Origin of the sequence: Mycetocola sp. CAN_C7 (assembly GCF_015752285.1) — a bacterium.
Lineage (GTDB): Bacteria > Actinomycetota > Actinomycetes > Actinomycetales > Microbacteriaceae > Mycetocola_A.
The window spans coordinates 701,371-720,825 of the sequence record NZ_JADOUY010000001.1; the positions used below are offsets into that span (position 1 = coordinate 701,371).

Annotated in this window: 19 protein-coding genes; 11 read left to right on the plus strand and 8 right to left on the minus strand. The window is 66.4% G+C overall.

What is annotated here, in order from left to right; translation table 11 throughout:
- Window positions 1–9: 9 nt before the first annotated feature.
- The 7 genes from IWX78_RS03365 (at window position 10) to IWX78_RS03395 (ending at window position 8,976) form a co-directional block, all read left to right on the plus strand.
- Complete coding sequence (locus IWX78_RS03365) at window positions 10–1,020, plus strand: carbohydrate kinase family protein (protein ID WP_196831965.1); 1,011 nt, start codon at window positions 10–12, stop codon at window positions 1,018–1,020.
- Window positions 1,021–1,047: 27 nt separating this feature from the next.
- Window positions 1,048–2,751 (plus strand): hypothetical protein, encoded by a 1,704-nt coding sequence (locus IWX78_RS03370; RefSeq protein WP_196831967.1) that lies wholly within the window; start codon window positions 1,048–1,050, stop codon window positions 2,749–2,751.
- Window positions 2,748–3,932, plus strand: coding sequence for an MFS transporter (locus IWX78_RS03375; protein WP_196831969.1), 1,185 nt, complete (start codon window positions 2,748–2,750; stop codon window positions 3,930–3,932). Before IWX78_RS03370 ends, IWX78_RS03375 begins: the two co-directional genes overlap by 4 nt.
- A gap of 191 nt (window positions 3,933–4,123) precedes the next feature.
- Window positions 4,124–5,077 (plus strand): carbohydrate ABC transporter permease, encoded by a 954-nt coding sequence (locus IWX78_RS03380; RefSeq protein WP_196831971.1) that lies wholly within the window; start codon window positions 4,124–4,126, stop codon window positions 5,075–5,077.
- On the plus strand, window positions 5,074–5,982 hold the full coding sequence (locus tag IWX78_RS03385; protein ID WP_196831973.1) for a carbohydrate ABC transporter permease: 909 nt from the start codon (window positions 5,074–5,076) through the stop codon (window positions 5,980–5,982). The genes IWX78_RS03380 and IWX78_RS03385 overlap by 4 nt, the downstream gene beginning before the upstream one ends.
- A gap of 55 nt (window positions 5,983–6,037) precedes the next feature.
- Complete coding sequence (locus tag IWX78_RS03390; protein ID WP_196831975.1) at window positions 6,038–7,375, plus strand: ABC transporter substrate-binding protein; 1,338 nt, start codon at window positions 6,038–6,040, stop codon at window positions 7,373–7,375.
- A gap of 92 nt (window positions 7,376–7,467) precedes the next feature.
- The gene (locus IWX78_RS03395) at window positions 7,468–8,976 is read left to right on the plus strand and encodes a glycoside hydrolase family 36 protein (protein ID WP_196831977.1); all 1,509 of its coding nucleotides are present in this window, start codon (window positions 7,468–7,470) and stop codon (window positions 8,974–8,976) included.
- A 54-nt stretch (window positions 8,977–9,030) separates the two neighbouring features.
- Here the strand turns inward: IWX78_RS03395 and IWX78_RS03400 are convergent, their stop codons facing one another.
- Window positions 9,031–10,188, minus strand: a complete 1,158-nt coding sequence (locus IWX78_RS03400; protein ID WP_196831978.1) for an ROK family transcriptional regulator — start codon at window positions 10,186–10,188, stop codon at window positions 9,031–9,033.
- 214 nt (window positions 10,189–10,402) lie between these two features.
- A complete protein-coding gene (locus IWX78_RS03405; protein ID WP_334684530.1) occupies window positions 10,403–11,596 on the minus strand; it encodes a MarP family serine protease in 1,194 nt (397 codons plus the stop codon).
- 117 nt (window positions 11,597–11,713) lie between these two features.
- Between IWX78_RS03405 and IWX78_RS03410 the strand changes: the two genes are divergently transcribed.
- Complete coding sequence (locus tag IWX78_RS03410) at window positions 11,714–12,055, plus strand: hypothetical protein (RefSeq protein WP_196831980.1); 342 nt, start codon at window positions 11,714–11,716, stop codon at window positions 12,053–12,055.
- A gap of 35 nt (window positions 12,056–12,090) precedes the next feature.
- Here the strand turns inward: IWX78_RS03410 and IWX78_RS03415 are convergent, their stop codons facing one another.
- The 6 genes from IWX78_RS03415 to IWX78_RS03440 all read right to left on the minus strand — a co-directional run bounded on the left by IWX78_RS03415 (window position 12,091) and on the right by IWX78_RS03440 (window position 16,076).
- Window positions 12,091–12,462, minus strand: coding sequence for a hypothetical protein (locus IWX78_RS03415; protein ID WP_196831982.1), 372 nt, complete (start codon window positions 12,460–12,462; stop codon window positions 12,091–12,093).
- 72 nt (window positions 12,463–12,534) lie between these two features.
- Window positions 12,535–13,065, minus strand: coding sequence for a metallophosphoesterase family protein (locus IWX78_RS03420; protein WP_196831983.1), 531 nt, complete (start codon window positions 13,063–13,065; stop codon window positions 12,535–12,537).
- Between the two features lie 66 nt (window positions 13,066–13,131).
- Window positions 13,132–13,377, minus strand: a complete 246-nt coding sequence (locus IWX78_RS03425; protein ID WP_196831985.1) for a hypothetical protein — start codon at window positions 13,375–13,377, stop codon at window positions 13,132–13,134.
- Between the two features lie 61 nt (window positions 13,378–13,438).
- On the minus strand, window positions 13,439–14,128 hold the full coding sequence (locus tag IWX78_RS03430) for a PRC-barrel domain-containing protein (protein WP_196831987.1): 690 nt from the start codon (window positions 14,126–14,128) through the stop codon (window positions 13,439–13,441).
- Window positions 14,129–14,184: 56 nt separating this feature from the next.
- Window positions 14,185–14,832, minus strand: coding sequence for a hypothetical protein (locus IWX78_RS03435; protein WP_196831988.1), 648 nt, complete (start codon window positions 14,830–14,832; stop codon window positions 14,185–14,187).
- 230 nt (window positions 14,833–15,062) lie between these two features.
- Window positions 15,063–16,076, minus strand: a complete 1,014-nt coding sequence (locus IWX78_RS03440; protein WP_196832118.1) for a LacI family DNA-binding transcriptional regulator — start codon at window positions 16,074–16,076, stop codon at window positions 15,063–15,065.
- A 235-nt stretch (window positions 16,077–16,311) separates the two neighbouring features.
- Here IWX78_RS03440 and IWX78_RS03445 point away from each other — a divergent pair, with 235 nt between their 5' ends.
- The 3 genes from IWX78_RS03445 to IWX78_RS03455 are packed head-to-tail and all read left to right on the plus strand — an operon-like array spanning window position 16,312 to window position 19,442.
- On the plus strand, window positions 16,312–17,529 hold the full coding sequence (locus IWX78_RS03445) for a sugar ABC transporter substrate-binding protein (RefSeq protein WP_196831990.1): 1,218 nt from the start codon (window positions 16,312–16,314) through the stop codon (window positions 17,527–17,529).
- Window positions 17,530–17,584: 55 nt separating this feature from the next.
- The gene (locus IWX78_RS03450; protein WP_196831992.1) at window positions 17,585–18,568 is read left to right on the plus strand and encodes a carbohydrate ABC transporter permease; all 984 of its coding nucleotides are present in this window, start codon (window positions 17,585–17,587) and stop codon (window positions 18,566–18,568) included.
- Between the two features lie 10 nt (window positions 18,569–18,578).
- On the plus strand, window positions 18,579–19,442 hold the full coding sequence (locus IWX78_RS03455) for a carbohydrate ABC transporter permease (RefSeq protein ID WP_196831994.1): 864 nt from the start codon (window positions 18,579–18,581) through the stop codon (window positions 19,440–19,442).
- Window positions 19,443–19,455: the final 13 nt, after the last annotated feature.

A 19,455-nucleotide genomic window follows, 5' to 3' on the forward strand; every position in this document is an offset into this window, starting at 1 on the left:
GGAGAACGGATGCGCACGGCCCGGCCGGCCGGGAACGGGCGCGTCGACGTGCTCGTGGTGGGGGACGCGAACCCCGACCTCGTGCTCCGCGGCGATGTCGTTCCGCGGTTCGGTCAGGCCGAGCAGCTGCTCGACACCGCGAACCTCGTGATGGGCGGCAGCGCGACGATCGCGGCGTGCGGGCTGGCGCGGCTGGGGGTGACGACGGCGGTGGCCGCCGTGGTCGGTGACGACAGCTTCGGCCGGTTCACCGTCGGCCTCCTCCGCGATGCCGGTCTCGACGTCTCCGCTATCCGGCTCGACCCGGAGACGCCGACCGGGCTGTCGGTCATCCTCTCGACAGCGGGCGACCGGTCGATCCTCACCCTCCCGGGCACGATCCCGCTGCTCACCGCGGCTGAGGTGGATGCGGCAATCGTCCGACTGCGCCCGAGGCACGTTCACATCGCGTCCTACTTCCTGCAGCCGGATCTTGCCGCCGAACTCCCGACGGTGCTGGCGCGGATCCGTGACTCAGGAGCATCGGTCAGTCTCGACACCAATTGGGACCCGGCCGAACGATGGGACGGCCTCGTCGACGTCCTTCCGCTCGTCGATGTGCTGCTTCCGAACACGGAGGAGCTCGTCGCGATCGCCGCGGCTCTGCCCGACCTCAAGGCTGCACCGACCGGTGATCCGATCGCCGATGCTGCCGCGCGCATCTGTCAGCTCGGACCCGTCGTCGTCGTCAAGGCGGGCAAGGCCGGTGGCCGCTCGTTCGCACCGGACGGTGTGGCATCCGCCGCCCCCGGTCTCGCTCTCGACGTCGTCGACACCACCGGTGCCGGCGACAGTTTCGACGCCGGATACCTGGCCGCCGTCATCGCCGACGTCACGGATGAGGAGGAACGGTTACGCTGGGCGGCGGTCGCCGGTTCGCTGTCGACCCGCGCGGCCGGCGGCACCTCGGCGCAGGCCACACGCGCAGAGCTCGATGAGCACCTCAGCGGCACCGACGCCCGCAGCTTCGCCCGGCAGTGACCGGATGCCACAACGACAGGAGACCCGATGGGGCACGCTGGTAGATCATCGAGCCGGGCGCGGCGAGCCTGTGCCGTCGTCCTCGTCGCGGTCGGACTCGTGACCGCCTGCGCGAGCCCGGAGCCTTCCGCACCACCCACGCCTCCCGCGCCGAACTCCGACGGGCCGGCATTCGACTTCCTCGACGCCGGGGACGGGGTCGAAATCCGCGACGGCGACGACTGGAGCATGCCCTCGTCGTCACGGCCGGCCGCGAATTCCGGGTTCTTCTCGGAGGAGGCGTCAGCAGACGACCACGTGTTCACCCGCTCGGTCGACCTGAGCTGGCGGCAGATCCAGCCGAGCGACGGTGATCTCGACCGGACGGCATCCGGGAAGGCGCAGGGGATGGCCTTCGATTCGCTCGACGACCAGTTGGCCGGCCCCGACCGGTTCTGGATGCGCATCTTCGCCAGCGGAGAGAGCTGGGCACCGGAGTGGGTGGCCGAGGACTGCGGAGTCGCGACATACGGCCCCGATTACGACGGTGAGCGGCATCTGCCGATCTGGGACGAGTGCGTCTGGGGTCACCTCCTCGACACGTACAAGCGCGTGTTCGTCGACGGTGGACTCGCGGCCGACCCGCGGCTCGCGTTCGTCTACGTGCCAGGCGCATTCACCTGGGCCGAATACGACTACGAGATGGTCACGGCGGCCGTCGATGCCGGCGACCTCGACATGGAGACCTACCTGGCCTGGTACGACCATGCCTGGACCGATCTCGCCGACCTGTTCGGTGAGCACACGAACAAGCTCGTCTTCACGGGGGAGGACTACCCATTCGGTCCGTTCGGCGCAGACGACGACCTCCTCACGGCGCAGGCCGTCGACGCGGGTCTCGGCATCCGGAACGGGATCACCGAGATGTTCAACTTCCACCTCAGCGAAGCGCCCGCCTACGGTTCCCACATCCTGCCGAACGGCCATCTCTCTCTCGATGACACTCTCCTCGTGCACGACGGCAGCCGCATCGTCGCCACCGAGAACGAGTGCTACAACGACTGCGGGTACGAGACCGACGATCCGTACTACGCCGTTCGGCAGTCGAACCTCAAGGCACTGCAGCTGCGCACCAACTGGATCTACGTCGTTCCTGAGCCGTCGTACTTCGCCGAGTACCCGGAACACTGGGACTGGGTGCGGTTGTCGATGGGCGCGACAGCGGAGACATCGACGGATGCCTGGGCAGCGCTGCGTGATGCTGAGGACACCTACTGGGCGGGGGATGAGGCTGGACCGTTCGAATCCTGGGCCTCACGCCCGTGGGTGCGCAACCTGGAACGCTGGCTCGTGCAGGTCGACGAGCCGGGTTCGGTGGCTCACCGGTCGGATGCCGACGTGCATGCTGACGTGTTCGACGCCGACAACGGGACCGCTCATGAAGGGCTGACGACGGATGTCACCGGTGGCGACACCGGGTTCGCGTTCGAGTTGGATCCGCGTTTCGCGGCGGCATCCGGAACCTGTGTGGTGAAGGTGACCTATCTCGATGCAGGTAACGGCGGGTTCACCGTCGATGTCGGCGACTGGTCGTCTCCGCTGGTGGAGCGCACCGGCGACGGGGAGTGGAAGACCGCGACGGTCGCTGTGCCTCCCGGAGCTCTCGCAGACGACCCGGCGTTCCGGATCTCGCTCGCGCCGGATACCGACGACCTCACAGCCCGATTCGTGCGGGTGGTCGACGCCGAATGACCCGGCCGGCCGCGGCGCCGCGGCAATCGGAGCGGCTGCCGGTCGTCCCCCTGACCGCTCTGGCCCTGGCGGTGTTCGTCAGCGTGACCACGGAGTTTCTGCCGACCGCTGTGCTGACACCGATGGCGCGTGACCTGCGTGTGGATCCCGCAGCGCTGCCGCTCCTCGTCACCGTTTTCGCCGTCGCCGTCGTCGCGCTCACCCCGCTCCTCGTGCGGCTGACCCTGCGCGTCGAGCGGCGTCGGTTGCTCCTGATCGCTCTGGCCGTGATGGCCGTTGCCAACCTCGGTGCCGCGTTCGCCAGCGGGATGCCGCTCATCGTCGTCGCGCGCGTTCTCGCCGGGGCGGCGCACGGCCTCTTCTGGGCTGTGACCGGAAGCTACACCGCCCAGCTCGTTCCAGGCAACCGATTGGCGCAGGCCGTGGCGATCACCGGGGGTGGCGTGAGTGCGGCATTCGTCCTCGGCGTACCGGCCGGCGCGGCGCTCGCCGACGCATTCGGGTGGAGAATGCCGTTCGTCGTCGTCGCGGCCGCGTTGGTGATCGCCGTCATTCTGCTCCGGTTGGTACTGCCGGAAGTGCCGGCCGACTCCCGGCGTTCGACTGAGCGGAAGCAGCGCGACCGTGACCCGTCCACCGTGCGGGTCCTCGCTCTCTGCGGCATCGTCATCCTCGTGATGGGGTCGCAGTACGCGCTGTTCTCGCTGATCAGCCCGTACCTGCTGGATGTCGTCGGGCTGTCCCCCGGAGCCCTCCCGGGCGTTCTGGTCGTCTATGGAGGGGTGGGGATCGCCGGTCTCGTCGGTGCCGGGTGGGCGGGTTCTCGATGGCCGACGGCAACCCCTGTCGTGCTCGTCGCCGGTCTTGCGGCCGGCGTCTTCCTGCTCGCCGTGGCCGAGGGAAATCCGGTTCTCGGCGTCGCCGGCGTCGCCGTGTGGGGGATCGCCTTCGGCGGGGTGCCGGCGATCCTGCAGTTCTCGGTGCTCGCCGCTGCGTCCACGGATCTTCGCCCGCGGGCATCCGCCTGGCTGACCAGTACGTTCAATGCGGCGATCGGGGGAGGAGCGCTTGTCGGTGCGGGGCTCACCTCGACCGTGGGGCTCGAGTTTCTGGCCTGGGCGGCGTTGCCGGGACTTGCGCTCGCCGTGGGTGGGCTCGTGGTGATCGGCCGTCGCGCCTGACGGCTCCCGCGAGCTTCGAGCGGGCCCGAATTGCTGCTCCTGCGGGTCGCGAGCAGCGCTCTGGGCCCGTTCGGCCGGCGATCCGTGCGCGCGCAGTGGTTTTGCAATCTTGTTGACAAAACTAGGTAATGGTGTTTACCTAACTGTGGCTCGCGGTCGGGCCCTCAACCGGCCCACGAAGGAGGTTCTCGATGTCGAGAACGATGCTTGAGCGCACGGGCAGTCGCGCCCCTCGCGGCGCGAACGACTCCCGGGTCGTGAGCCCAGGGCCATCGCGGCTCCGGCGTGCAGAGAAGTGGGCGGCCCTCGTGCTGCTGCTGCCCGCCCTTCTCGGCTTCGTCGTCTTCTACCTCTACCCGACGGTCCGCGGCGTCTGGTATTCGATGACCGACTTCAACCTGCTCAACGACCCGACCTTCCTGGGTATGGCGAACTTCGAGGAGCTCGCCGCAGACCCGCAGGTGTGGGATTCCCTACGGATCACCGCGGTGTTCGCTGTTGTGAACATCGCCATCGTGATGGTGCTCGCCCTCGGCCTCGCCGCGTTCATGCAGCGGTTGAACCTGCGCAACTGGGTCCGTTCGCTGCTGCTGCTGCCGTGGCTCGTTCCGAACGTGGCGATCGCTCTGATCTGGGGCTGGCTCCTCGACGCGAACGTCGGATACCTGAGCCAGCTTCTCAAATCGGTCGGGATCTCGGGCGTCTCGTTCTACAACGGTGACGCCGCCCTGGGGATCATCATCGTGATCTCGGTGTGGTCAGGGCTCGGTTACACGGCGCTGCTGCTGTACGCAGGCATGCTGCAAGTTCCTAATGAACTGTACGAAGCGGCCGCACTCGACGGTGCCAGTGAGACCCGGATGTTCTTCCGCGTCACCCTGCCCCTGATCCGGCCGGTGCTCGCCCTCGTTCTCGTTGTGTCGCTCATCGGATCGTTCCAGGTCTTCGACCTGGTGCAGGTCGGCTACGGCAACAACCCGATCCCTGAGGTGAGAGTCATCTACTACTACATCTACCAGCAGGCTTTCTCGTTCTACAACATGGGCTACGCCTCAGCCATCGCGATCCTGCTCGTCGTCATCCTCGGCGCGCTGACCGTCGTTCAGATGCGCCTGATGCGTGCCAACCGATCGGACCTCTCATGACCACGGCAACTGCAGGCATCCGGAAAAGTGTGCGCTTTCGCCCCGGCAGGACCGCCGCATGGATCATCATCGCCATCGCGGTGATCGCCACCGTCTTCCCCTTCTACTGGATGGTGCGCACCGCACTCACACCGACGGCGGACCTCGTGCCTCAGGCCTCGCAGCTCTGGCCGTCCAGCCCGACACTGATCAACTTCCAGCGCGTGCTCGGTCTTGCGAGCATCGAGGAGTCGGTCGCGGCGGGAGGGACCGGTGCCAGCATCGACTTCATCCGCTACACGATCAACTCGGTGATCTACGCGGGGTCCATCGCCGTAATCCAGACGCTCTCCTGTGCTGCGGCCGCGTACGCGTTCGCTCGGCTGCGGTTCCCCGGTCGCAACGTGCTCTTCGGAGTGATCCTGGCCGGCCTGATGATCCCCGGAATCTTCACCCTGCTGCCGAACTTCGCCCTGATGCGCGAACTCGATCTGCTCAACACCATGCTCGGACTCGTCGCCCCTGCGCTGTTGATGAGCCCGTTCACCATCTTCTTCCTCCGCCAGTTCTTCCTGTCGCTGCCGAGGGACGTGGAGGAAGCGGCAATGCTCGACGGCGTGGGCAGTCTCGGCCGGTTCTGGCGGATCGCCCTGCCACTGAGCCGCGGCCCGATCGCCACGATGATGCTCATCACCCTCGTCGGCATGTGGAAGGACTACCTCTGGCCGCTCGTTGCAGGCAATTCGGAACTGACCCGGGTGCTCACCGTCGCCCTCGGAGTGTTCCAGCAGCAGTCCCCGAACACCGCACCCGACTGGACCGGTCTCATGGCCGGGGCGACCCTGTCCGTTCTGCCGGTGCTGCTGATCCTCGTCTTCCTCGGCAAACAGCTCATCCAGTCACTCAACTTCTCCGGCGGCAAGTAGGTCTCACCGCCCCTCGCACCTGTTACCAACCATCACTGTGATCGAAAGGAACGGCATGAAGAAGACCACACCGCTTGCAGCACTCGGAGTCGCGTCGCTGCTCGCACTCACCGCATGCGCATCGGGAAGCGACGAGGGCAGCGCCGACGCTGTCACACTCGACTACTGGCTGTGGGACGACATCCAGCTCCCGCTCTACCAGGAATGTGCGGATGCCTTCACTGAGGAGAATCCGAACATCACCATCAACATCACCCAGACCGGGTGGGCACAGTACTGGCAGAACCTGAGCACCCAGATCACGGCGGGGACCGCCCCTGACGTCTTCACGAACCAGATCTCTTACTACCTGCAGTTCGTGCAGAACAACCAGCTCCTCGACCTGACCGAGAACGTCGAAGCATCCGACATCGACTTCGCGGACTACAAGGAGGGACTCGCCGAACGGTGGGTCACCGACGGCAAGCGATACGGCCTGCCCAAGGACTGGGACACCGTCGCGCTGCTCTACAACGTCGAAGCGGCAACCGAAGCGGGTTACACCGCCGAACAGCTCAGCACGCTTACCTGGAACCCCGAAGACGGAGGCACCTTCGGTGAACTCGTCAAGGCGATGACAGTCGACGGGGCGGGCCGTGACGGACTCGACCCGAACTTCGACAAGAGTGACGTCGTTCGCTACGGCTACTACCCCGAGTGGGCCGACGGAGCCATCGGGCAGAACGGCTGGGGCAACTTCGCACACTCGGCCGGCTTCACGTACTCGGACGACGAGGGAGCACCCACCACCTTCAACTTCGATTCCGAACCGCTGATCGAGACAGGAGCGTGGCTGCAGTCGCTCATCGAGGACGGCTATGCGCCGGGCTTCGACGAGCAGTCGACCCTGGGAACGCAGGCCGTGATGGAGAACCAGAACGTGGCTTCCACCATCACCGGCTCCTGGATGGCGTCGACGTACCTCGCCGAGGACGCACCGGTCGAGTTCGGGTTCGCCATGGTTCCCGAGGGACCTGACGGTCGAACGGCAGCAACCAACGGTCTGGCCGACTCGGTCTGGGCGGGCACCGAACACCCGGAAGAGGCCTACCAGTGGGTCGAGTACCTCGCATCAGCCGACTGCCAGAACTCCGTGGGCGAAGCCGGACTGATCTTCCCGGCCCTCGACTCCGGCACCGAAGCAGCACTCGAGGCCCGCGACGCCGCCGGATTCGATTCCTCGGCGTTCGCGAGCGTCGCTGACGCCGGCGAAACCTTCACGATCCCCGCGTTCGAGCGGTCCGCCGAGGTGAACTCTGCGATCCAGGATGCGATGCAGGCCATCGCGCAGGGCGCAGATCCGGCCGAGCGGCTCAGCGAAGCGAACGACGCCGTCGAGGCGCTCTTCAAATAGCAATTCACCGTACAACCCCGGCCGGCTCGTTCCGGCTCACGACGGCGGAAGTGGTGTCTCACCACTTCCGCCGTATCATCCAAGGAGAATCCATGCCACCTGAAACCCACACAGCCGTGCCGATGCAGTACATCGGGAGCGTCACCGATCGACCCGGCTGGGCCCCGCCGGGAGGCGGGATCGATGAGACCTTCTTCAGCGCGTCGCGGATGTCGATCCTGCACGGGCTGACCGGGGGTGAGGTCTATCGCAACGGGCAGAACTCCTGGTCTCCCACCGGGTGGCGCCGACTCTCGGAGCAGCCGCTGCGGGTCGAGAGCCCGCAGAGACGCCAGACCGCAGATGACACCAGCTGGGACGACCCCGCTCGGCACCACTCCTCCTGGATGATGGTGGTCACTGACGGAACCCGCTCGTTGCTGCTCGGCTGCCTCGACGGCGACACCCCGCGACTGCACGCGGATCAGGACGTCCTCGCCGCGTGGACCGAGACCGGGAAAGACGCGAGCTGGGTTCTGGTGACCGCACGCAGCGAGCGTGAGGTCATGGACAGGTACCGTGATCTGCTCATCAGCCGCTACGGCGCGCTCGCTCCCAACCCGGGCAACGTGTGGTCGTCGTGGTACTCCTTCTACGAGACCATCTCGCGTCAGGAGCTCGACCGGATCGTTCCCCAGCTGCCGGCGCTCGGCTTCGACACGGTGCAGATCGACGACGGCTGGGAACGGCTCGTCGGAGACTGGCATCCGAACGCGAAGTTCGCCTCAGGCATGAGGGATGCCGCGTCGGCGATCACCGACGCCGGCATGCGACCCGGGCTCTGGATCGCGCCCTTCATCGCGTTGCCGTCTGCCGAGGTCGTGCAGAAGAACCCGCAGATGCTGTTGCGTGACACCGACGGGGCGCCCGTCCGTGCCGGGTCGAACTGGGGCACCGACTACTACACCTTCGATTTCACCCGCGAGGATGCGCTCGGATTTCTCACAGAAACGGTCAGCCGTGCGGTCGACGACTGGGGATTCAGTTACCTCAAGCTCGACTTCGTGAACGCCGGAGCGGTCGCGGGCGTGCGAAGCCGCGACATCGATCGTGAGGCGGCGTACCGCACGGCGATGGAGGCAATCCGCACGGCAGTCGGCCCCGACGTCTACCTGCTCGGTTCCGGTGCCCCCATCTTCCCCTCACTCGGCTTGTTGAACGCGGTGCGCACCGGTCCTGACGTGGCACCGATGTGGGACAACTACGCCAGCGACGACCCCTCCGATGCGATGGCGAGCAACGCCGTCTTCAACGGCGTGAACCGGCTGTGGATGCGCGGGCTGATCGGGCTCGATCCCGACGCGGTCTACTTCAGGAGGCGTCAGAATCTGCTGAGCGACGAACAGATGCAGTGGTTGCAGGACTGCGCGACCCTGTCGGACTTCAAAGCGGTCTCCGACCCGCCCGAATGGCTCGACGCCGCCGACGTTCTTCTCCTGCGCGAGTTTCTCGCGGAGAAGCCGGAGACCGAGCAGGTCGACAGGTACCGCTACCGGATCGGGTCACGTCTCGTCGACTTCGAGCCGGCGATCGACGGCGAGCCGTCGATCTACGCGATCTGATCCCCGAGCACCCGGGCGCGACCAGCGCGGCCGGGTGCTCTGCCGTCTCTCCGGTCAGACCGTCGCTGCCGGCAACAGCGGGGGCAGGAGTTTGTCTCCGTAGAGGCTGTTCTCGACAGCGGCCATGGCGAGCCGGATCGCACCGCGGGCCACGTGGTCGCCACCTATCGTCGACACCCGCACTTCGGGCATCCGAACGACGCTCTTGTTCAACACAGCGCTGAACTCGGCGATCCAGAGACTCGCCCACTGAGTGCTCCCGCCGCCGAGAACGACGATTTCGGGGTCGAGGGTGAGCACGACGGCTGCCGCCCCGGTGGCGACGTCGCGCGCGTACTTCCACACCAGCTTCTTGGCCTCGGCGTTGGAGCGCTGCGCCTGTTCGAAGGTCCACGCGGCGCGTTCGCTCTCCTTGAGGGATGCCGGTGACCCGGTGAGCGGGTGCAGTCGTTCGATCGCCGTGTGCCAGCGAACGGCAGGCAGGGCACCGATTTCCCCCGCAGCTCCGCCGTGCCCGCGCACGACCTGCCCGTTGACCATGGATGCTGCGCCGGTGCGCTGGCCGGCGAGGATGAAGACGACGTCGCTGGCGCCGCGCGCGACACCCCACTCGTGCTCGGCGAGGAGGGCGAGTTTGACGTCGTTCTCCACCCGGATCGGGCAGGAGAAGCGCTGGGCGAGGTGTGCCACCAGGTCGACCTCCGCCCAGTCGGGCAGCGGACTCACCATGGAGGTGCGACCGTCGGCATCCACCGGGCCGGTCACTGCAGCGCCGACCGCCCAGATGGCGTCTGCGGAGACGTCGGCTTCACTCAGGGTCGTCTCGAGTGCGGCATCCACGGCGGCGAGCCGCTCGGTCGGCGTTGCCGTCGGCTCGACATCGAACTTACGGCTGAACAGGACTTCGCCGGCCAGATCGGCCAGCAGGACGCTGATGCGGTGGACGCCGATGTCGATACCGACGAGCGTGCCGACTTGAGCGCGGAAACAGAATCGCTGGGGAGGGCGCCCGCCCTGGCCGTCTGACGCGGGGTCGACGACTTCGATCCAGCCCAACTCGATGAGTTCGATGACGAGGGAGGTGACGCTCGGACGCGATAGACCAGTCGAACGGATCAGCTCTGTGGTCGTCTCCTTGCCACCGGCCCGGATTTCGCGGAACACACGCAACAGGTTGAGTTCACGAACTCTTGGTTTCTCGCGCACGGTCACCCCCCTATCCTCTCGTGTTCCGCGCCGAATGGCGGCACGACGGGGCTGCCCGTCCGACGATGCCTGCCGCCGCTACTGCTGTGGCAGATTGATCGGTCCGAAGGGTTGCTCGCGGCATCGGTTGGTCCGAAAGGGTTGCTCGAGCTCAGCGCGAACGACCCTGTGGGCCCGATCGCCCAGAGCGCGTCGACGAGCGCGCCGGCTGGAGCGCGCGTCAGCGGGTGACGCAGGAACCGGACGGCACGGCATCCGTCAGTTCGGGGGCCTGCGCGATGACCGGCAGGACCTCTTCCATGGCCAGGGCGTAGCCGACGTTCTCGGTGCCGTCGGACTTGGCGAAGATGACGCCGGCGACAGCCCCATCGACGGTCAACAGCGGACCGCCTGAGTTGCCCTGCTGCACGTTGGCCGCGAGGGTCGAGATCTCGCGCGGGACGGGGTTGGCACCATAGATGTCGCCGACGAGGGTCGGGCCACTCGAGAGCACCTGCGCGGCCTGCGCCGAGAACGGTCCGCCGAACGGATAACCCATGAACGCCGCTTCGGTTCCCGACGAGAGAGTCGGGGATACCGGCAGCGGTGTCGCGTCGAGGCCATCCACCGCGATCACGGCGAGGTCGTCGACGGGGTCGAAGTAGACGACCCGTCCGGGTTTCGGCAGGTTGCCTGGCACCTCGACCACGAGTTCTGTCACCCCGGCGAGAACGTGTGCGTTGGTGAGGACGCGGTCGTCGGCGGCGACGAAACCGCTGCCGACGCTTCCGGTGCCGCACGACGGCGCGTTGCCTGTGATCCGCACCACGGATGCTGCCGCCTGCGTCAGTTCAGGAGAGTCGAGGGTGACCTGCGGAATGGCGGGTGCCGTCTCCGGCACGCCGACGGCGTCGATGATCCGCGGCAGGCCGTCGGTGACGATCGTCGACCGCAGTTGCGCGAGGAAGGATGCCACCGGGCGCGGCGTGAGATCGTCGAGGGTTCGCAGCACCGTCGACGACGCCATCGCCTGGGTGAGGACAGGCGCACCGAGCGACTGCGCCCCGAATGCCAGCAAGGAGACCACGACGAGGCTCACCGCAACATTGGCGACCGCGCCGAGCAGACGGTCGACGCCCCGCAGCGGGGTCCGCTCGAGCGGCCTGCTGAACAGGTTGCCGACGGCGACTCCAACTGTGAAGCCGATCGACACGAGAAGCACTGCGGCGAGTAAGGCAAGCGGAACGCGCCAGTCCGACAGTGCGGCGAAGGTCGAGACGAGCGGGAGCACGAAGAAAGCGGCGATCCCACCGGCGATCATTCCAGCGACCCCGCCGACGACGCGGAACAGACCACGCGTGTAGCCGTAGACCAGCGCCGCGATGAGGGCGACAATCAACACCACATCGAGAATCAGCGCTGCCGTAATGGCCACCGGTGCTCCCTCACTGTCAGCGACAGTGCTCTGCCGGACAGCCAGTCTAGAGCGGGATCCTTGAAGATCCCCCGAGAGAGGGATGCCGTCAGTCGCCGGGTCCGATTGGCTGGAGGGATGGGAACAGAACCCGAGAGCATCACCCCGAACGAGCCGGACGAGCCAGCGAAGAATGACCAGAACTCAGCTGCCATCGGGGTCGGTATCGCGCTGGGTGTGAGCATCGGGACTGCCCTCAGCCTCGCCCTCGACAGCTGGGCGTTCGTGGGGCTCGGCATCGCGCTCGGAGTCGTCTTCGGTGTGGCCTTCCAGAACGGCGGGTTCCATAACGGCTCCTTCCAGAAGACGGGCTGGGGCGACGCTGCGGCGCCGGACACCGAGGCTGACCCTCCGGCGCGCGACACCGAGGCTGAGCCTCCGGCGCCCGACACCGACAGGCCGTCGAACCCGCCCGGCTGATTTCGAGCAGAGTACTGTCCACGCCGAGCGAGGTGTCAGCGCTCCGAGCCGGAGGCATCCGTTCCCGGCGCGTCGCTCGAGGCGAGCGCGTCGCTGTCGAGGGCATCCGTCAGCTGGGACACCGTGGTGTCCTGGTTGTCTGTTCCGGGCTCGACCTCACCGTGGGTGTTCTCCTGGGCGTCATTGCCAACGGACGTTTCGACATCTGCCTCGTCGACATCGAGGAACGGTGCGTCGTGCTGCCCGTCCTGATCGGAAGGCTCGACCGGCTCTCCGGCGACCGCATCATTGGCGACGGTCTCTTTGGCAAGCATGTCTTCGTCCTTGGGGTCGCCGACGCCCCAGACGCCACCCTCGGAGGTCACGCCGTCGGTTGCCGGGTTGTCGTCGCTGATCTGGTCACTCATGGTTCTCCAATCGTCGGAGATCTCACCGTAGGCAACGGCGCGATTATGCGACAAGGGGCTTGCGCCAACTGCTCAATGCGCCCGCCCTCCAGGGCATCGGTCGCGCGTGACCGGAACGAGCGCGACGTCGAGCAGGCGCCCGTCATCCGCGGTCGCCGTCATCATCGTGCACACCGGCTGGCGGCGACGGTCGGTCGGTGACCCGGGGTTCAGCAATCGCAGCCCGCCGGGCGTTGTCGTGTCCCACGGGATGTGGCTGTGACCGAAGACGAGCACATCGGAATCCGGGAAGTACGCGTCGCTCCGACTCTCACGCCCGGCCGCCGACCCGGTCTCGTGGATCATCGCGAAACGGATGCCGTCGATCGTCTCGCGGGCGACCTCAGGCAGGCGGGCACGCAGCGCATCGCCATCGTTGTTGCCGTAGACGCCGACGAGCCAGGCGGACCTGGCCTCGAGTTCGTCGAGGAGGGGTTCGGTTACCCAGTCACCGGCGTGGAGCACGACGTCAGCGCTCTCGACCGCGTCCCAGACCTGGTTGGGCAGTGCGCGGGCGCGATTGGGTACGTGGGTGTCGGCGAGCAGCAGGAGTCTGGTCGGCATGGCGGCATCTTTTCACGCTCGGCGACAGAGTCAGGCCCGGCATCCGTGTGGATGCCGGGCCTGACGTCAGTCCTGGTCGGGTAGAACGTCGGTTTCGAGCGGATCGATGTCTGCGTCGGTTGCGTGCTCCCCAGTGGCGTGACGCTCGTCGAGGTGTCGTTCCTCAGCCGCTTCGGCGTCGAGGGCGTCGAAGATCGAGCCTCCGCCGGGGTTCTGCACGGGTTCGCCGGCGACCGCATCGTTGGTGACGCTCTGGTGCGAGGTGACGTCGACCGTCTCCGGGTCGCCACCGGTCATCGCTGAATCACTCATGTGTATCCTTCCATCGGTCGGAACACCGCGCGAGTCCGCAAACCGCGGGCCCGCGCGATGCTCACATGGTCCTGGGGGGATCGGTGCGGTCGATCGTCGGATCGGCCGTTCCCGGCACGGGGCCGGAGGTATCGGGCTCGTAGCGGCGCATCCTCGCGTGCTTGCCGAGGTGTTCGCCGGTGTGCGCCGTCTCGGTCGAGGGCGGCGCTGATGCACCGAGCGGTTGTTCGCTGAGTCGCAGGTCCTGGGGATCGGCCGCGCGTCCATCGCCCACGGGGCGTGCCCGGTCGGCATCCGTTCGGTCTGCGTCCGTCCGGGTCGCATCGGCCTGCGTGCCTGCGGCGGCGGGCACGGGGGTGACCGTCTCTCCGTTGGGGCTCAGCTCGTACTCGCGGTCGGGGTAGTGGTCCGGCCGTGCCGTTCCACCATCGGTGTCGGCGTCTGACAGCCCGTAATAGCGGTACAGCGCCTCTTCGTTGTGCGGCGACAGTGCCTCATCCGCTCCGATGCGCGGCGCCTCCTTGAGGGCCTCCTTGTCGGTGTCGACGGTGACCCGCTCACCATCCCAGGTGGCGTTGGCCAAGGGCACGAACGTCTCCTTGTGGCCGAAAAGTCCGGTCTTCACCGTGACCCAGTTGGGAGAGCCGGTGGTCGCATCAAGGAACACCTGCCCGATCGAGCCGAGTTTCTCTCCGTCGTTACCGAAGACCGGGGCGCCCTGCAGTCCGCCGACGTCGCGTGAGTCAAGCATTTCTTCTCCTCAGTGTGAACGCGTGTGTGTTTCGTGCTTCCGTCAACGGATGCCGGTCAGCGACCGAGTCCGACACGGTCGACTTTGCGGTGGAAGCGCATACCGGCGAGTCCGCCGAGGATCGCTCCGCCGAGGCTGACGAGTGCGGCCAGGACGGCGGTGATGATGCCCTCCGCTGTCAGGTCTTCGGTGCTCGTCGGGATACGTGGGAACGTATTGAGGTCGGTCAGGATGTTGCTGCCGATGATCAGGCCGATGACAGCCGTGACGATCGCGATGATCACTGCCCACAGCCAGACGGCCAGACCCTGCTTGGCGCCGCTGAAGCGTGCCATCCGTCCGGCGACGTATCCACCGCAGTAGTAGGCGATGAAGAGGATGACGAGAACCACGATCGCGTAGACGAGGATGCCGCCGAAGGGGGCGCTCGCCGTCTGGTCGACGACTTCCTCGACCCCGCCGCTGACGGCGGTCGCGATGCCGGCAGCCAGAGCGGTCAGCAGCACGACAAGTCCGGTGGCGGCGAGCCACCCGAAGAACGCGGACCCGAACTTGATGCCGCCGAACTGCTCCTTCTGGCGCGTCGTCACCTCTTCGCGATACGAGGCCTGTGGCTCGGCAGCGACGGCTCCGTGAGGCTCGGGGTTGACGGGGGATGAAGCTCGCGTGCGAGCGTCGGGATCGTTGTGATCTGAGGTGCTCATGGTGGTGTCCTTTCGCGGGGGACTACCAGTCAAGGCGCGGGGCGATATCCGGTGCAAGGGGGTTGCGCTCGGTGTACCAGGGACCCGGATGCCCGCTACGATACGGCCGCGCGCGAGGCGGAGCCGCTGAGTTGCCGCAATTTGTCGCCGGGCGCACCCGTGAGCGACGATTCGTGGCAACTCGTACCGGGCCGTGTGCCCCGGGATGCCGTCGCGGCCCCGTCGATGCGCTAGGCAGCAGGGTGGCGCGGCGGCGCCGTCGAGTTGCCCTGCTCGAACGCACACATCACGAGCGCGTGGCGGTCGTGATCTGAACGGCCGTTGAGGTGGTCGATGAGCAGTTCGACCCCGCGGCGGCCGAGCTCGATGCTCGGCGCGCTCATCACCGTGAGCTCGGGGTCGTTCATCGCCGCCATCTCGCGAGAGGAGGCAATGAGCAACACCGACAGGTCGTCGGGAACCGAGATACCGCGGTGCCGCAGGCCACTGACGAGCCCAGGCGCCGCATGTTCGTTCATGATGAGAAGCCCGGTCATCCCCGGTGCGTCATCGAGGAGCCTGGTCGCTGCCTCACGCCCGGCGCCCGGGCTTTCATCGCACGAGGTCGAGTACGCGGTCAGGCCGCGAGCGGCCATGGTTTCGGCGAATGCGGCACGGGCACGCACGACAGGTCCGTACCCGCGGAGCTGGCCGCGACCCAACCCGCCGTCGAGCAGGCCGATCGAAGTGTGCCCGAGCCCGGCCAGGTGGTCGATCGCCGCCGCGATCGTGTTCTCGAAGTCGATGTCGACGTAGTCCAGCGCAGACGGGTCGGCCGTGCGGCCGATGAGCGCAAACGGGGTCTTCGACGCCTGCAACTGCTCGACGCGGGGGTCCTCCACCTGGACTTCCATGAGCAGCACACCGTCGACGAGTCCGGTCGAGGTGAGTTCGTCGAGCTCGGCGTCGTTGGCCGCAGGCCACAGCACGAGGTTGTAGCCGTGCTCATTGGCTGTGCTCGCCGCACTGGTGAAGAAGTCGACGACGGTTCCGCGGAACCGGTGCTGCAGCGCCGGGTACAGCAGCGCGAGGATGTGCGTGCGCTTGCTGGCCAGAGCCCTCCCGACCGCGTTCCGCCGAAAGCCGAGCTCCTGCATCGCGGCCTCGACCCGAGCGCGTGTGGCGGGGGAGACCGGCTTGGTGTTGTTCACCGTGAACGAGACGGTCGCGATCGACACATTCGCCAGCTTGGCGACATCCTGCATGGTGGCCACAGGCTGTCTCCGTTCTCGGGTGGCATCCGACGTCGGGCACGAACGGATGCTGGCTCGAAGTCTCTCATGAAATCGCCGCGAGAACGGGCTCCGCTTCCGCGTTCGAGTAAAGCGCTTAACTTTTTTCTTGACATCCCCATGTGGGGGGCGCAGAATCGGACAAGCACCCACAGTTAAGCGCTTTACTGGAACACTGACGTCCCGCATCATGGCAAAGGAGCCACTCATGAAGAAACGCCAACTGACCACGTTGCTGGCCATCGCGGCCATCACCCCACTCGCACTGACCGCCTGCAGCGGCGGCGGCGCACAGACCGGGGGAGACCCGGACACCCTGACGATTCTCGATTACTACAACAACGAGCCGGACAAGACCCTCATCCAGGCCGCACTCGACACCTGCGCCGAAGAGCTCGACGTGACGATCGAGCGCGAGACCGTGCCGGGCAAGGATCTCATCCAGAAGGTGCTGCAGCGCTCATCGTCCAAGACACTCCCCGACGTGCTCATGCTCGACAACCCCGACCTGCAGGAGATTGCAGCGACCGGCGGGCTCGCCCCGCTCAGTGACTACGACGTCGACACGTCGGGCTTCGCCGACGGCATCCTCGAAGCAGCGACCTACGAAGACGAGGTCTACGGACTCGCGCCGACGGTGAACACTCTCGGCCTGTTCTACAACGAGACGCTCCTCGCCGAGGCGGGAATCGAGCCGCCGACGACCTGGGACGAACTCAAGACCGCAGCGGCCGCGCTGACCACCGGCGACCAGTACGGTCTCGCCTTCTCGGCGATCGCCACCTACGAGGGCAGCTGGCAGTTCCTGCCGTTCATGTGGACCAACGGCGGTGACGAGACAGACCTCAACACCCCCGAGGTCGCCGAGGCGCTCCAGCTGTGGGTCGACCTCGTCGACAGCGGCTCCGCTTCGAAGAGCGTGCTCAACTGGTCGCAGGCCGACGTCAAGGACCAGTTCGTCGCTGGCAACGCGGCGATGATGATCAACGGACCGTGGCAGATCCCCGGCCTCGCCGAGACCCCCGACGTCAAATGGGGCACCGTGCAGGTTCCCGTGAACGACGAGAGCCAGACGCCGATCGCTCCGCTGGGTGGCGAGGTCTGGACCGTCCCGGTGACCGGTGACGACGAGAAGCAGGCCAAGGCGGCATCCTTCGTCGAATGCATCTCGAGCGACGACAACCAGCTCGAGCTGGCGACCGAGCGGTACACCGTTCCCACGAAAACGGAACTGGCCGGCGAGTACGTCGAGGCCGTTCCGACGATGGAAGCGTTCACCGAACAGGTCGCCAACGCCCGTTCGCGCACCGGGCAGCTCGGCGAGGAGTGGCCTGAAGCCGCAACCGTCATCTACACGGCCATCCAGCTCGCCCTGACCGGGCAGGCATCCGTCGAGGACGCCTTCGAGCAGGCCGCAGCAGGATAACCGCCGCTCCTCTACGCAGGGTGTTCCACGACGCGAACGCCGAAAGGTTCCACACATGACAACGACACGTCTCACCAGCGGGCCGGCTCCTGCCTCGCCCGATGGCGCGCCTCGTCGGGGCACCCTGCCAGGCCGCACACGCAAGCAGCAGTTCAGGCGACAGTTCTCGAAAGAGAACATCACCAAGATCCTCTTCGTCGTTCCTGCAGCGCTCTACATCGTTCTGTTCTTCGGCTACCCCGTCGTGAAGAACGTCGTGATGAGCCTGCAGGATTACACAACCAAGACCTTCTTCACCGGCGAAGCTCCCTGGGTCGGCATTCAGAACTACGTGACGGTGATCACGAGCAACCTGTTCTGGCCGTCACTCACCAACACGGCGCTGTTCACGATCGGGTCGATTCTCGGCCAGTTCGTGATCGGGCTCGCACTCGCGGCATTCTTCAAGCGCCGGTTTCCGCTCAACAATTTCCTGCGCTCGATGCTGCTGTTGCCGTGGCTGCTCCCGCTGATCGTGGCGAGCGCGACCTGGCGCTCGATCCTCGACCAAGACAGTGGCATCCTCAATCGCTTCCTCGGCACGCTGGGACTGGACGCCATTCCGTGGCTGACCGACCCGTCCGTGGCGCTGACCGCCGTGATTCTCGTCAACATCTGGGTCGGCATCCCGTTCAACGTGACCATCCTCTACGGAGGTCTGCAGGACATCCCCGACGAGCTCTACGAAGCGGGCGCCCTCGACGGGGCCATCGGCTGGAAAGCGTTCAGGCACATCACTTGGCCGAACCTGCGCCCGGTCGTCAGCGTCGTGTTGCTCCTCGGTGTGGTCTACACGCTCAAGGTGCTCGACATCATCCTCGGTCTCACGAACGGTGGACCGGCGAATGCGACGCAGACGCTGGCCATCCGCTCGTACCAGGAATCGTTCGTGAACTTCGAGTTCGGGGTGGGAGCTGCGTTCAGCAACATCCTCATCCTCATCTCTCTGCTGTTCGCCATCATCTACCTGCGCGCCAACCGCCGCCAGGTCGACGAGTAAGGGGCACGACATGACCATCGCACCCGTCGTCCTTTCTGGGCAGGCAGCCACTAGGCGCCGGCATAAGGAGAACACCCGTTCTGCCGGTTACACCGCGCTCGGCATCGTCTTTCTCGCTCTCATGCTGTTCCCGGTCTACTGGATGATCAACGCGTCACTGCAGCCGTCAGGCAACACGCTCACCGCAGACATCTTCCCGTTCAACCCGAGCTTCGCCGGCTACGAGAAGGCGATCGCCGACCAGGGGGGCAACCTCATCACGAGCCTGCTGATCTCGCTCGGCACCGTCGTGCTCAGCCTCGTGATCGCCGCCCCAGCCGCCTATGCGCTCGCGCAGTTCCGCTTCCGGTGGATCAACATCGCGTTGCTGGCGATCATCATCTCGCAGATGATCCCCGGCATCGTGATCGCCAACGCGCTCTACGCCGCATACAACGACCTCGGCTTGCTCAACTCGATCCCCGGACTGATTCTGGCGGATGCTTCGCACGCGATCCCGTTCGCCATCCTCATTCTGCGGGCATTCATGATCGGCATCCCGCCGTCGATCGTCGAAGCCGCACGGGTCGACGGCGCCGGGCTGGTGCGGGCGTTCATCTCGATCGTCGTGCCGATCAGTCGCAACTCCCTCATCACGGCCGGACTGTTCGCGTTCCTCTTCTCCTGGAGCGACTTCCTCTTCGCGCTCACCCTCACCACGACGGAGGACGTGCGGCCGGTCACCCTCGGCATCTACCAGTACCTCGGGACCCAGGTGGCGAACTGGAGCGCGGTGATGGCAACCGCCGTGCTGTCGTCGATCCCGGCGATCGTGCTGCTCATTCTCGCCCAGAAGTACATCGCGGCAGGCGCTACCGGTGGTGCCGTGAAGTAAGCCTCCGTCCCTG

Coding starts and splice junctions, on each gene's coding strand:
- IWX78_RS03365 (WP_196831965.1), top strand. CDS start 10: ATGCGCACGGCCCGGCCGGCCGGGAACGGGCGCGTCGACGTGCTCGTG.
- IWX78_RS03370 (WP_196831967.1), top strand. CDS start 1,048: ATGGGGCACGCTGGTAGATCATCGAGCCGGGCGCGGCGAGCCTGTGCC.
- IWX78_RS03375 (WP_196831969.1), top strand. CDS start 2,748: ATGACCCGGCCGGCCGCGGCGCCGCGGCAATCGGAGCGGCTGCCGGTC.
- IWX78_RS03380 (WP_196831971.1), top strand. CDS start 4,124: ATGTCGAGAACGATGCTTGAGCGCACGGGCAGTCGCGCCCCTCGCGGC.
- IWX78_RS03385 (WP_196831973.1), top strand. CDS start 5,074: ATGACCACGGCAACTGCAGGCATCCGGAAAAGTGTGCGCTTTCGCCCC.
- IWX78_RS03390 (WP_196831975.1), top strand. CDS start 6,038: ATGAAGAAGACCACACCGCTTGCAGCACTCGGAGTCGCGTCGCTGCTC.
- IWX78_RS03395 (WP_196831977.1), top strand. CDS start 7,468: ATGCCACCTGAAACCCACACAGCCGTGCCGATGCAGTACATCGGGAGC.
- IWX78_RS03410 (WP_196831980.1), top strand. CDS start 11,714: ATGGGAACAGAACCCGAGAGCATCACCCCGAACGAGCCGGACGAGCCA.
- IWX78_RS03415 (WP_196831982.1), bottom strand. CDS start 12,462: ATGAGTGACCAGATCAGCGACGACAACCCGGCAACCGACGGCGTGACC.
- IWX78_RS03420 (WP_196831983.1), bottom strand. CDS start 13,065: ATGCCGACCAGACTCCTGCTGCTCGCCGACACCCACGTACCCAATCGC.
- IWX78_RS03425 (WP_196831985.1), bottom strand. CDS start 13,377: ATGAGTGATTCAGCGATGACCGGTGGCGACCCGGAGACGGTCGACGTC.
- IWX78_RS03430 (WP_196831987.1), bottom strand. CDS start 14,128: ATGCTTGACTCACGCGACGTCGGCGGACTGCAGGGCGCCCCGGTCTTC.
- IWX78_RS03435 (WP_196831988.1), bottom strand. CDS start 14,832: ATGAGCACCTCAGATCACAACGATCCCGACGCTCGCACGCGAGCTTCA.
- IWX78_RS03440 (WP_196832118.1), bottom strand. CDS start 16,076: ATGCAGGATGTCGCCAAGCTGGCGAATGTGTCGATCGCGACCGTCTCG.
- IWX78_RS03445 (WP_196831990.1), top strand. CDS start 16,312: ATGAAGAAACGCCAACTGACCACGTTGCTGGCCATCGCGGCCATCACC.
- IWX78_RS03450 (WP_196831992.1), top strand. CDS start 17,585: ATGACAACGACACGTCTCACCAGCGGGCCGGCTCCTGCCTCGCCCGAT.
- IWX78_RS03455 (WP_196831994.1), top strand. CDS start 18,579: ATGACCATCGCACCCGTCGTCCTTTCTGGGCAGGCAGCCACTAGGCGC.